Source organism: Emticicia sp. (genome assembly GCF_043780375.1).
GTDB lineage: Bacteria > Bacteroidota > Bacteroidia > Cytophagales > Spirosomataceae > Emticicia.
Map to the genome: position 1 here is coordinate 1 of NZ_JAYWCU010000090.1, position 12,375 is coordinate 12,375.

The 12,375-nt window shown below is 35.9% G+C and carries 12 protein-coding genes; 6 read left to right on the top strand and 6 right to left on the bottom strand.

Going from position 1 to position 12,375, the window contains the following annotated elements:
- Both ACH2CJ_RS06725 and ACH2CJ_RS06730 read right to left on the bottom strand, forming a co-directional pair.
- On the bottom strand, nt 1-1,709 hold a 1,709-nt coding region (locus ACH2CJ_RS06725; RefSeq protein WP_394991491.1), incomplete at its 3' end, for a molybdopterin cofactor-binding domain-containing protein.
- 21 nt (nt 1,710-1,730) lie between these two features.
- Nucleotides 1,731-2,225, bottom strand: coding sequence for a (2Fe-2S)-binding protein (locus tag ACH2CJ_RS06730; RefSeq protein WP_394991492.1), 495 nt, complete (start codon nt 2,223-2,225; stop codon nt 1,731-1,733).
- 94 nt (nt 2,226-2,319) lie between these two features.
- Here ACH2CJ_RS06730 and ACH2CJ_RS06735 point away from each other — a divergent pair, with 94 nt between their 5' ends.
- Both ACH2CJ_RS06735 and ACH2CJ_RS06740 read left to right on the top strand, forming a co-directional pair.
- On the top strand, nt 2,320-3,342 hold the full coding sequence (locus ACH2CJ_RS06735) for a threonine aldolase family protein (RefSeq protein WP_394991493.1): 1,023 nt from the start codon (nt 2,320-2,322) through the stop codon (nt 3,340-3,342).
- A gap of 60 nt (nt 3,343-3,402) precedes the next feature.
- Nucleotides 3,403-4,182, top strand: coding sequence for a DUF3575 domain-containing protein (locus ACH2CJ_RS06740; RefSeq protein ID WP_394991494.1), 780 nt, complete (start codon nt 3,403-3,405; stop codon nt 4,180-4,182).
- A 64-nt stretch (nt 4,183-4,246) separates the two neighbouring features.
- Here the strand turns inward: ACH2CJ_RS06740 and ACH2CJ_RS06745 are convergent, their stop codons facing one another.
- The 3 genes from ACH2CJ_RS06745 to ACH2CJ_RS06755 form a co-directional block, all read right to left on the bottom strand.
- A complete protein-coding gene (locus tag ACH2CJ_RS06745) occupies nt 4,247-6,232 on the bottom strand; it encodes an STN domain-containing protein (protein ID WP_394991495.1) in 1,986 nt (661 codons plus the stop codon).
- 78 nt (nt 6,233-6,310) lie between these two features.
- Nucleotides 6,311-7,312: a FecR family protein gene (locus ACH2CJ_RS06750; protein WP_394991496.1), complete on the bottom strand. Its 1,002-nt coding sequence runs from the start codon at nt 7,310-7,312 to the stop codon at nt 6,311-6,313.
- A gap of 4 nt (nt 7,313-7,316) precedes the next feature.
- Nucleotides 7,317-7,901: an RNA polymerase sigma-70 factor gene (locus ACH2CJ_RS06755; RefSeq protein WP_394991503.1), complete on the bottom strand. Its 585-nt coding sequence runs from the start codon at nt 7,899-7,901 to the stop codon at nt 7,317-7,319.
- Between the two features lie 209 nt (nt 7,902-8,110).
- Here ACH2CJ_RS06755 and ACH2CJ_RS06760 point away from each other — a divergent pair, with 209 nt between their 5' ends.
- The 3 genes from ACH2CJ_RS06760 (at nt 8,111) to ACH2CJ_RS06770 (ending at nt 10,482) form a co-directional block, all read left to right on the top strand.
- A complete protein-coding gene (locus tag ACH2CJ_RS06760; protein ID WP_394991497.1) occupies nt 8,111-9,043 on the top strand; it encodes a fatty acid desaturase family protein in 933 nt (310 codons plus the stop codon).
- A complete protein-coding gene (locus tag ACH2CJ_RS06765) occupies nt 9,027-9,668 on the top strand; it encodes a hypothetical protein (protein WP_394991498.1) in 642 nt (213 codons plus the stop codon). The genes ACH2CJ_RS06760 and ACH2CJ_RS06765 overlap by 17 nt, the downstream gene beginning before the upstream one ends.
- 94 nt (nt 9,669-9,762) lie before the next feature.
- Complete coding sequence (locus ACH2CJ_RS06770) at nt 9,763-10,482, top strand: head GIN domain-containing protein (protein WP_394991499.1); 720 nt, start codon at nt 9,763-9,765, stop codon at nt 10,480-10,482.
- Nucleotides 10,483-10,557: 75 nt separating this feature from the next.
- On the opposite strand, the gene ACH2CJ_RS06775 is transcribed toward ACH2CJ_RS06770, so the two are convergent.
- A complete protein-coding gene (locus ACH2CJ_RS06775; RefSeq protein ID WP_394991500.1) occupies nt 10,558-11,196 on the bottom strand; it encodes a hypothetical protein in 639 nt (212 codons plus the stop codon).
- Between the two features lie 163 nt (nt 11,197-11,359).
- Between ACH2CJ_RS06775 and ACH2CJ_RS06780 the strand changes: the two genes are divergently transcribed.
- A partial coding sequence (locus ACH2CJ_RS06780) for a carboxypeptidase-like regulatory domain-containing protein (RefSeq protein WP_394991501.1) occupies nt 11,360-12,375 on the top strand: 1,016 nt, incomplete at its 3' end.

Genomic DNA, 12,375 nt, shown 5'->3' on the forward strand with positions numbered 1-12,375 from the left:
GCAACAGTTTCTAATACCTTTCTATATCGTGCATCGTGTACCAAATCCAAACGTGCTTCGAGTGGGTCTTTTCCTGCCAATTGAGCCAATTCGTCAATAAAACATTCTTGTCCCCAACCCATATTTGAAGCATAAACCGAACGCCACCAAACGATTGGTATATCTGTTTTTACATTTGTCCAACTAATTTTAGATACAGGAAAATCATATTTGCTATTTTCGGTACTGATTTCACCTGATAACCACGGTTCCGATTCGTTAGGAGCTAAACCGCCAAACACTTGACCAACAATTGATTCGCCAATGGCATGATGGTGAAAACCTGTAATTTTGCCATTATCAACAAAGCCCTGCATGTGACTCAACATTCCTGGGCGATACGGCCCCTGTGTAATGTCGTCTTCACGAGTCCAAATCATTTTTACTGGCTTTTTTAGCTCTTTTGCCAAGAAACAAGTCTCGTTCAAATAATCGTGATAGGCTTTTCTACCAAACGAACCTCCGAGTAAAGGAACGTTGAATTTAATTTTATCTTTTTTGATTCCCAATGCTTTTGCAACGTCGTTCAAACCACCGTCAGGACCTTGTACGTGAGCCCAGACTTCGGCCGTACCGTCATCTTTCATGTGTACAACTGCACACTCAGGTTCGATAGGAACGTGTGCCAAAAATGGAGTTTCGTAGTTTAATTCTAATTTTTGCTTTGCATTAGCAAATTTGGCATTGAAATCGCCTTTTTCTTCGTATCTGATGCCTTCTTTTTTAGCAGCTTCGTAGGTTGCCATAAAATAATTGTCGGTTGTCATGGTTTTGGCTAAATCTCCATTGTCCCATGTTACTTTCAATGCTTTTCTACCTTTTAGTGCTGCCCACCAGTTGCTTGCAATAATGGCTACTGCGTCTGATTTACGGTGAGGCATTTGTCTCTCGCATTTTATTACTTGTAAAACACCTTTCACTTTTAATGTTTCGCTATCATCAATCGAAACGATTTTTCCGTGAATGGCTGGCGAGTGTTGAATGCAGGCATAAACCATGTTTGGCACTTCAATATCAATTCCATAAACGGCTTTTCCTGTTATACGCTCAGGCACATCAAGGCGTTTGTTATATTTTCCAAGAATTTTAAAATCCTTGGGGTCTTTAAGTTTTGGATTTTTCGGAACAACTAATTTTGAGGCATCATCCACCAATTCGCCATAAGTAAACGATTTGTCCGAATTTTTCAAATAAATTTTTCCATCATTGGCATAACAATCTGCTATTGAAGCATTCCAGCGTTTAGCGGCAGTTTCGATAAGCATTTCTTTGGCGGCCGCACCTGCTTTGCGAAGAGAAGTCCACAAACCACGAACGGTACTACTTCCACCCGATTGTTGACTACCGTATTTCGATTGTCCGTCCGATTGAATCAGTTTTACTTTATCTAAACTTACTTCCAATTCTTCGGCAATCAATGAGGGAGCAGCTTGAGTGGAACCTTGCCCCATGTCAGGGCGTGGGTTTATCAAAGCAATGCTTCCATCGGTACTGATGATAATGAAAGGATTGATTTCAAGGTCTAAAACCCCAACTTTGCTTGGGTTTGTATGAGAAATCTTTTTAGGATGTTTTTCTCGGGCAAAAGAATTGAGACCAATCATTAACCCTACTCCGGTGAAGGAGGTGGTTTTGATAAATGAACGGCGTGATGTATTAATATTTTCCATAGTTCGAAGTTGAAATTTAGATTATTTACCGTTACCTCCGTTTACGTTAGCACTTTTCAAACTATCAGCTGCACGATGAATTCCTTTACGAATGCGGTCATAAGTGCCACATCGACAAAGATTTCCGCTCATAGCAGCGTCAATATCTTCATCGGTTGGATTGGGTGTTGTTTTTAATAATGCCACTGCCGACATGATTTGTCCAGATTGACAATAGCCACACTGAGGAACTTGCTCTTCTATCCAAGCTTGTTGAACGGCGTGCAATTGCGTTTCTCCGATGCCTTCGATAGTCGTAATCTTAGCATTTTTAGGGATAGATGAAACTTGAATTTGGCATGAACGAGTTGGTTCACCATTAATATGGACTGTGCACGCTCCGCACATTGCCATTCCACAGCCAAATTTTGTACCTTTAAGACCTACAAAATCACGTACGACCCAAAGTAGTGGCATATCTGGTTCGACATCCACTTTTGTTTTCTTTCCGTTTACAGTAAGGTTGAATATTGCCATTTGATTAGCTATTTTAATAAAGTTTATGCTATTTATAACGTAAAATTTATTAAAAAGTTAGACTTTTGCAAAGAATTATCCATTTATTCAAAATATGTTTATAGACCTAAGAAGTGATACGGTTACAAAACCCAGTAAGGGCATGAAAGAAGCCATGTTTTTGGCTGAAGTTGGTGATGATGTTTTTGGCGATGACCCAACAGTGCTTGCTCTCGAAACCAAAGCCGCTGAGATGTTTGGCATGGAAGCAGCTTTGTTTTGTCCATCAGGAACGATGACCAATCAACTTGCGATTCGTGTACATACTTACCCTGGAAGTGAAGTGATTTGTGATAAATATTCGCATATTTATTTGTACGAAGGTGGGGGAGTTGCCCTAAATTCTTTTTCGTCACTAAAACTTTTAGATGGCGATAAAGGTCGCCTAAATGCCCAACAAGTTCTTGATGCTATCAATAATCCAGATGATATTCATCAGCCAACAACCAGTTTAGTTTCTCTCGAAAATACGATGAATAAAGGAGGTGGTTGTTACTATCAATTAGCTGATATTCAAGCGATTAGAGAAGTATGTGTAGAGAAAAAACTTCCTTTGCACCTCGATGGGGCAAGGTTATTTAATGCTTTAGTAGAAACCAATGAATCTACTTTAGTGCATGGGCAGCTATTTGATTCGATTTCGATTTGTTTATCGAAAGGGTTGGGTTGTCCTGTTGGTTCTTTGCTATTAGGAAAAAAAGATTTTATCAAAAAAGCTCGACGTTTCAGAAAAGTAATGGGTGGTGGCTGGCGACAAGCAGGTTTTTTGGCTGCCGCAGGAATTTATGCTTTAGACAATAACATTAATCGTTTACGAGAAGACCACGCTCGTGCCAAACAAATCGGTAAAGTGCTGGAAGGCTTGTCTTTTGTCGAAAATATTTATCCGATCGAAACCAACATTGTTATTTTTCAATTACCCAAAACTATGCTTGCAAGTGATTTTGTAGCTCGTATGAAAGAACAAAATATTGGTTGTGTAACATTCGGAAAACATTTAGTCAGATTCGTAACACATCTTGATTTTACTGATGAACATTTAACAGAATTTGAAAAAAATATCAGAAAAATGAGCTGAGTTCGTTATAGTTTCAGCTGTAAGCCATTTGCTTTCGGCGTTTTACTAAATCCAAAAATTATGAAAAATATTCTTAAAGTCTTTTTTTTAATACTTACTTTCATTCATTCTTTTGCTCAAGAAGAAAAGCAGTCCGTTGTAAAACTCAACTTTTCGGCCGCTGTATTGGGCTCAGCAACAATTCAATATGAAAAAGCTTTGAGCAACCGTATGTCATTGGTCATTGGGGCGGGCTATCGTCCCAAAAAACTTGTTCCTTTCGCTAAAAATGCAGGAAAATTCATTGATTTTGCCGACAATAGAATTGACTATATAACTTTAGACAATGTTAAAAAAAGTGAATCCACAATGGGTAATTTTCATATTACGCCCGAACTGCGATTTTATTTTGGCAAGCAAGCTGCCCCAATTGGGTTATATTTAGCTATTTTTGGTAGGTATAATGATTATCATGGCGATGTGCCTGTATTTGTTGATACAGATTATAAAAATGTGCCAGTTCGACTTGAACTTCCGGTTGATACCAGACTAAAAACATATTCAGGAGGCTTGATGCTTGGGAAGCAGTTTAATCTTGGTAAACGTTTTACTTTTGATTGGCACATCGTTGGAGGACATTTTGGCAGAGTAACTGTTCATGGTGAATCTAACCAAAATCTTGAAGGATTTGATGATGATTTTCGTACTCGTTTGAGAAATAAAATTCTTACTACTTTTAACATAAATGAAAATTATTTAGGTTTAGTAGTTGATAATCAAGGGGTTAGAATAGATAATGCTCGTCAATTAAATTACCTAAACCTAAGAGGATTTGGTTTTAATTTGGGTTATCGTTTTTAGCTAATCAATTCTGTATGGTTTTCTTTAAATTTAAAGAAAACCATACAGAATTGATTTAATAGTTTTAAAATACCCGAATTCCACCTTGAAGTCCAATCCATGAAGTTAAATTTGCTCGTTGACCGAAATAATAACCTTGTTTTTCCGAAATCTTCCAATTATTCAATTTACCTAAATCAATACCCGATTCATTGCTTGCCATGAAATTGAGGGTTGGAGCTACAAATAAAGCAAAATGTTTGGTTGCATGAATTTCTAAACCTAAACTGGCTTTTGTATGTTGGTTGAGATTCCAGTCATTGTTGTTTTGCTGAATATGCGATGAAACTAAATCAAAGTTTAACCAAAAAGTTCGATTGAGTTTCCATGCTGTACCTAAGCCGTAGCCAAGTGAAAAGTCAGGTTTGTTGGCAAACCCAAAATTGTATCCCGCCGTGAGGATATTATAAAAACGTTTCACACCAGTTTTGAAGGTTAAATTAAACCAATTTACTTCGTCTGCGTTCATTTCAAGGCGTTTATAGCCACCTTTTCTAACAAAACTCAATAATCCAATGGGCAAAGCATTACTTTCACCAGCATAATTTATCAAGCCAATTTGGTAGCCGTTTCTCGCATTTTTGGCGTAATTAAACAACGAAATCTGTAAGCCACTGAAAGTTTCGCCCACAAAATTTACCGTTCCTGCTACTTGAATTCCTTTGAAATCTCTTCCGACAAAATTTCCAAAACCTGCTGCTTGAACGCCAATTCCATTGCCAATCACCGCATTACCGAATCCCGCTGCTTGAACACTATTTTTCATATCTCTTCCGACCAAATTTCCAAATCCTGATGCTTGAATTCCGTTAAAATTTTTGATCACAGCATTTCCAAAACCAGCACTTTGAATTCCGCTTGTGCTACCAAAGTTTATATTTCCAAAACCCGCTGCCTGCACGCCATAGACGTTGCGACCCACCACATTTCCAAAATTTGCTACCTGAATGCCTTTCATATCTTGACCAACCAGGTTGGCAAAACCTGAAGCCTGTATGCCATTAACTTTGCCTCGCACAATATTTAATATACCTCCTACTTCCAACGTTCGTACTCCGAGAGAATAACCTCCCAAAATATTGAAAGAAAAATTATTAATTACGTTTCCGCTGAGGTAATGATTTGTGCCAATAAAAGGTAAAAAAGAAATCTGAACGGGACGATAAATGGTATCTTGAATATTATCTAAATGGATATTTTGTTTGGTAGTAACGAGCCAATCTAAGAATCGGTTTTGAGTAGATTGTAATTTTTCTTTTGTATTTTCCCATTGTTCTTTATAATCAAATTTTTGCGGTTCAATAATAACCGAGTCTTTAGATTCTATTCTTTCTATTTTGGCAGTTGATGGCAGAATAATAGGAAGGCTATCTAATTTTTTATTGGGTAAAGAATCAATTTTAAATGAAATTAATCTTATAATAGTATCAATTTTTGGAAAAGATTTGGTAGCTAATAGCTTGATATTAAGCACTTTGTCTTGCTTGTTTCTGAGCAAAATCTTTTCGTCACGATAGCTTTGTTTCCTAACAAGTAGATTGATGTTATTTAAATCTTTAGGAAGTTTCAAACGATAATAACCATATTGATTCGAGACGGTAGAAGCAAGTGTAATTGGCTCATAAATACTTGCTTTCTCAATTTTTAAGCCCGTCTCTCCGTCTGAAACGTAGCCCATCACGAAAAAATCTTTCTGTGGTTCTTCGGTAGTTTTTTTAAGAATAATATAATTTTCTCGATTTTTAGCCGAAATTGTATTAGCAAAAATATCAGATAAAATTTCTCTAACCGATTGATTTTGGGCATTGACCGAAATTTTTTTTTCTATTGAAATTTCGTCAGGATTATAAGAAAAGCTAAAATTTCCTGCATTTGAGATACCTTTAAGGACATTGTCTAAGCGTTCGTTTGAGATTTTTACAGAAATAATTCGTTCGAGTGGAGGTCGGTTTTGGGCAAAAGTACCTGTTGTCCAAAAAAATAGCAAAGTTAATGTTAATAGCTTTTTCATAATTTGATTTTAATGTTTTTTGAAGCTATGACATTTCAGTTTTATTTTTCCCCTATTTTTAGTCTTCTAATTAGGAATTTATTCCTCACAGCCTTTGCCATCAATAATATATTTTTCGCCCTGAGGAATAATGTTCAAGTTCAATGTTTCGGCAATTACATTTAGTGCATTTGGCAGGGTTTCGTTTTCAAATTTTGTCGTTAGGCGACAAGTTTTAATGCGGTCGTTTTTGAGTAGGATTTTTGTATGATAGCTTTCGCTTAAAACTTTAATAATATGCTCAAGGCTCGAATTTTCAAAAACAAATACTTTGGTTTTGTAGGCAAAAATATTTTTGTCCATTGCCAATGTTCTCTTGATTGTGTCTTTGTCGGCTTCAAATTCTGCTTCTTCTCCACGAACCAAAAGTGTTTGTTTTGTCTTATTTTTAAATACTACTTTACCTGTTTCAACGCTTACTTTTACATTTTTGCTGTAAGCCTGCACATTAAACGAAGTTCCTAAAACCTGTACCTCAGAGCCATTTGCATGAATTATAAATGGTTTGGTTTCATCTCGCTGGACTTTAAAAAATGCCTCACCAATAAGGTTTATTTCTCTTATATCTTGCTGAAAATCAGCAGAATAGCTCAAAGAAGTGTTGGTATTTAAGAAAACTACAGAACCATCGGGTAATGTTTTTTCTAAAGTATTAGTAGTGGTTTTTAGAGAGATAGTTTCGGTAGTTTTCTGACTCAGAAAAATGGCCAATAAACCAGTAACAAGCAGTAAGCTGATACTTGCTGCGATTCGGCTAGGTGTGAAGAAAATTTGTTTTTTCGGAATAAATACTACAACTTTTGGCTCTTTCGACAAATCAATTTTTGATTTCACTTTATTCCAAGCGGCATCAATATTTAGTGGGGTTTCTCGTATCGATGAGGCTGCCTGTTGCCAAATAAAATGATAATCATCTAATTCTTTTTGGTGGGCTATGTCTTGCTTCAACCAATTTTCGACCATGGCAGATTCTTCAGCATCAGTTTCTTGTGCTAAAAATTTACCCAGAAGGTCTTCAGTTATTGGTTGGTTGGTGTTCATTTTATTACTGCACAATTTGTAAAGTCGTGCCACAAATAATAATCAATGGCAAATATTCTGCCAGTTCAATTCTTAGAAATTTTAGTGCCTTCCCAATTTGATTTTCGATTGTTTTGGGCGAAAGCTCTAATTGTTTAGCAATTTCATGGTATTTTAACTCATCAAATCTACTCATTCTGAAAATCAAGCGGCATTGTTCAGGCAATTTTCTGATTGCTTCCTCAATTTTTTGTTCCAATTCATTTTTCATCACCGTTTGGCTCACCGATTCGTACGAACTATCGTAAAAGTTTGTGGCATATTGCTGATATTCTTCTCGAATTTTCAAATGCTTTATTCGATTCAAGCAATGGTTATGAACGGCACGATAGAGATATGATTTCAAAGAAACGCTTATCTCTAAATCTGTTCGTTTTTCCCAAATACTCAAAAAAAGGTTCTGAACAACTTCTTCGGCTTCATCCATTTCTTTAAGAATCGAATTGGCATAATTGCACAGGCTTTGGTAATATTTTCGAAAAGTTGCCTCGAAAATACGCTCATCGCCTTGCCTGATTGCACTAATTATTTCTTGCTCAGATAATTGCACCGATTGAAAAATGAATGTTTTGTGCAAACTTATGATTTTATGTTCAATTTTCTATAGCTCAAATTGATGAAAGGCTTTTTTGTATGACAACTGTAAAATAAACTACCCCCATTGGTTGTTTAAAAATTGCGGTAGGAAAAACAAACGAAACAAATGAAATTTATCTTTTTCATTCACTAACTTTATAACTTATTCAAAATAGTAAAGCGATGAGCAAAAATACAAAGCTAATTTTTGAAACAATTATTGTCTTTTTGATAGTTAGTTTTTTTGCTGTATTTGTCCAAAAGATTGAAATTAATAAGTTTTTGAAGTATAGTCTTTATTCCATCATTCTGCTATTTCAGGGGCTTTGGTTTTATCGGTTTTATATTGTCGGGCATGAGGCTTCGCACAAAAAACTATTTCCTGATAACCTCAAATTAAATGATTTTTGGGGAAGTATAGTGCTTTTGCCTTTGATGGTTCCTATCACTATTTACCGACAAATACATTTCTTTCATCATGGCTTTAATCGCAAAGACGAACACACTTCAGCATTAGATACATTTGTGGTTAAGAAAGAGCCAAACAAGCTCCAACAAATATATTATTACACAATTTGGTACATTAGTGTGTTTTGTGGAGGCTTTTTTATTCATTCTTTGGTCTCGGTGATTTTGTTTTTATTTATTCCGCCAAAAGTTTCCGTCAAAATTTCTCCTGCATTCAAAAAATGGACAATGCAAGACCAATTAAAATCTATCGCACTTTTTACTTTAGGCGTTTTGCTTCACTTGTCGGTCTATCTTTTTTTAGGAAAAGAAATTTATTTATTCACGCTCGGCTTTCCGATGCTTGCTTTTGCTTGGGTGCTGTCTTTACTTGTTTATATTTTTCATTATGATACCACTATTGGTGACGGAGTGAGATACAATGTTCGATCTGTAAAAAGAGTACCCATTATTTCATGGATTTTGATGAATTTTAATGAACATGCTACGCATCATCAATATCCGAATATTCCGTGGTATGAGCTGCCGCAAAAAAGTGCTTCATTACCACAAGAATATGCTGAGAAAAACCAAAATACGTGGAATTTCTTTAAAGCAATCATCAATCAAATCAAAGGCCCAAATATCACACATGAACACACGCATTAGAAAAGCAAAGTTGGCAGATGCCGAAGACTTTATGTTCATAAAAAGCCAACTTTCGATGTCTTTGGTAGAGGGAACAAGCACAAAAGGCGGGTTTTTGTTGGGTACAGATGTTGAAACCTATCGAAACTTCATTCAGAATGAATATTGTTTAGTGGCGGAATTAGACGAAAAAGTGATTGGTTTTGGTATCATTCTTTCGGATATGACTTTGCGTAAATCTGAGATTTGGGAGAAAAGAAAAAGTGCTAATTTGTTTGTTAATTTGGAAGAATATGAGCCAAATCATCTGTGTTATTTCGAGCAGTTAGCGTTTCTAAAAGGACATAGGAAATCAGTAATAATCTTGTCGTATAGCCTATTAAATTGGGTATTTGAGCAAGGTTATGATACATTATTTACTACAACTGTCAATAAACCTATTCTGAACTTAGCTGCAGTTCCATTCATCCATGCCGTTGGTGGAGTAAAAGTGGGAAATATTGACGAATTTTATCCAAGCATCGGTCAAATCAATTCAGATATTTATTTGATTGAATCAAAAACTTTTTTTGAAAAAACGGCACTTCATCCAATTTATGCTTTTCTTGAAGAAAATAAATTAAAAATCCCGTCAGAATCATTGTAAAACACAAATAAATAAGTTTTTGAAAAAAATGTTCCTCTCGTGGGGGAAATACTTTTTTTGATTGTCATAATAGCAAACACAAATATTTGATATTATGAAAAAACTAAATTTAGCTTCCGTTTTAATGATTTCTGTGATGATTTTTGGCATCACTTCATGTGGAATTTTGCAGCAAGCCATTGAGCCACAAGATGAAAAACAAAAAACTTTTGATGTAAAAAACTTTGACCAACTTGAAATGGGAAATGCTTTTCACATTAATGTTGTACAAGGTGCAATTTTTAAAGTAAAAGCAGTGGGTGATAGCAGAGACATTGATGATTTGTTGGTAGAAGAACGTAACGGAACGCTCGAAGTTTCTTTCCGAAACAATTGGAGACTTCGCCGTTATCGCATAAATATCGACATCGAAATGCCAGCCTTGAAAGGAGTTAATTTTTCGGGAGCCTCGATTTCCAATATCAAAGGATTCGATAACACCTCTGATTTGAAAATCAATTTGTCGGGAGCATCGAAAAGCTTTTTTCGTACAAATGTAAAAACCTATGATATTGACTTGTCGGGTGCATCAACACTCGAAATCGAAGGGAAATCTCAAAAAATCTATGCCGAAATGTCGGGAGCCTCTACTTTCAATGCTTTCAGTACAGAAACAGACGAAGCTTCGTTGAATCTTTCGGGAGCAAGTAGTGGGCGTGTGAATGTGTCTCAAAAATTAAAAGTTAGAGCAAGCGGAGCAAGCAAAGTTTGTTATCGCGGTAATGCCAAGGTAGATTCTGATCTTTCTGGAAGTAGTAAAGTGGAGAAAGAGTAAAAATCTATTGTTCACAGACGACAGTCAGTTGTACTACTATTATATTTATCGTTAAGGTGATTATTCACTAAAACATCAATTCGGATTATAATGATGCAGAAAACTTACCAAATGCTCATAATTGAGAAGGTCATTGTCGGTGCCATTTTTAAGTAAAAAATGTCTGTAAATATTCGTAATTGTCGCAAAACTGCTGTTATCAGTCAATTTTGCGACAATTAGACCTTTAAAGCACCGATGTACTTGGTTATAAACAAACCTGCATGGTTGAGTTGGAGAATCGTTCAAAATATCGTCAATATTTCGTAGTGTATTTGAATTATTCAAAAAATCAAAGCCAGTTTCTTTAAAAAATATTTTTACTTCTTCCAATGTTTTGCTCAATTGCTCTTCGTCTGTTATTTTAAAACGAAAGTATTTTAATTCTTGAAATTTTCCAATGCTAATTACAAGCGTATTTGCCGACTGACTATACCCATGAGCATTATTCAAGAATTGTTGAGCAATTTGCTCAATAAATTCATGCCTAACACCAAAATTTACTTCAATCCAAAATTCCTTTTGTGTTTCTGATACCGAAAAAATTATATTCTGAAAGCCGTTTTGTGTAGCTTTGCGAAATTGCTTTTGGTCTAACACCAAACCAAAGTTTTGCGATTGAAAGAAACTTTCTAATTGCTGGTAAAATTTTACTTCAAACTTGCTAAGTATCATGTTTGGATTCATTTCTAATTAAACCATTGTTGATTGGAAATGTTTAAAAGGAGAGTAATATAATTTTCGATTTTAGATTGACGATTTTTAAACTGTATAATGGTGAAAAATCGTTTAAAATCGTAAGTATTTGACGTGTTTTTACTATTTATTCTCAAAGCTAATGTTTAAAAGTTTTTCTGCAATTTTATTTCTGACATTTTTTTGCCTGCAACTTTCTGCCCAAACTACTCAGCAGACAATTCGTGGGAGAGTATTTAATGCAACTACCGAAGTTCCAATTGTTGGTGTGTCAGTAACTTTGAAAAATACCAAAATTGGTGTACAAACTGATGCAAATGGTAATTTTCGTCTTGAAAAAATACCAGTTGGGCGTTACCAACTACAAGTTACTTCGATAGGTTATGAGAGTCAGCAGATTTCGGAATTATTACTCGAATCGGGAAAAGAATTGATTGTAGAAATTGGGCTTCGAGCCAGTGCTAATCAACTTGCCGAAGCAGTTGTAAAAGCTCCATCTTCCAATTTTTTAGGAGCGGCAACAAGTATTCAGACTATTACGACCGAGCAGATTTTTCGTTATCCAGGCACTTATCTTGATCCTGCCCGTTTGGCTACCGCTTATGCGGGCGTTGCCAATTCTAACGACCAAGCCAATGGAATGGTTATTAGAGGAAATTCGCCTAACGGATTGCAGTGGCGTTTGGAAGGAGTTGAGGTGGTAAATCCTAACCATTTAAGCAATGCAGGCACATTTAGCGACCGGATTACACAAAATTCGGGTGGCGTAAATATCCTTTCGGCTCAATTATTGGGAAATATGAGTTTCTTGACGGGTGCTTTTCCTGCCGAATTTGGAAATGCTCTTTCGGGCGTGATGGATATGAGATTGAGAAAGGGAAATAACCAAAAACATGAATTTACGGTTCAAACGGGACTTATTGGCATAGATGTGGCTGCCGAGGGTCCAATAGGAAAAAAAAGAGACGGGTCGCTTTCAGCAAGTTATTTGGTCAATTATCGTTATTCGTTTACAGGCTTGTTGGGTGTGATGGGTGTAACTTTCGGGGGTGAAAAAATTACTTTTCAAGACCTTTCATTTAATGTTTTCTTACCAACAAAAAAAGCAGGAGAGTTTACTTTTTTCGGAATGGGGGGGCTAAGTCGCAATATTTATGA

Coding starts and splice junctions, on each gene's coding strand:
- ACH2CJ_RS06750 (WP_394991496.1), bottom strand. CDS start 7,312: ATGAACACCAACCAACCAATAACTGAAGACCTTCTGGGTAAATTTTTA.
- ACH2CJ_RS06730 (WP_394991492.1), bottom strand. CDS start 2,225: ATGGCAATATTCAACCTTACTGTAAACGGAAAGAAAACAAAAGTGGAT.
- ACH2CJ_RS06765 (WP_394991498.1), top strand. CDS start 9,027: ATGAACACACGCATTAGAAAAGCAAAGTTGGCAGATGCCGAAGACTTT.
- ACH2CJ_RS06770 (WP_394991499.1), top strand. CDS start 9,763: ATGAAAAAACTAAATTTAGCTTCCGTTTTAATGATTTCTGTGATGATT.
- ACH2CJ_RS06740 (WP_394991494.1), top strand. CDS start 3,403: ATGAAAAATATTCTTAAAGTCTTTTTTTTAATACTTACTTTCATTCAT.
- ACH2CJ_RS06745 (WP_394991495.1), bottom strand. CDS start 6,232: ATGAAAAAGCTATTAACATTAACTTTGCTATTTTTTTGGACAACAGGT.
- ACH2CJ_RS06775 (WP_394991500.1), bottom strand. CDS start 11,196: ATGATACTTAGCAAGTTTGAAGTAAAATTTTACCAGCAATTAGAAAGT.
- ACH2CJ_RS06760 (WP_394991497.1), top strand. CDS start 8,111: ATGAGCAAAAATACAAAGCTAATTTTTGAAACAATTATTGTCTTTTTG.
- ACH2CJ_RS06735 (WP_394991493.1), top strand. CDS start 2,320: ATGTTTATAGACCTAAGAAGTGATACGGTTACAAAACCCAGTAAGGGC.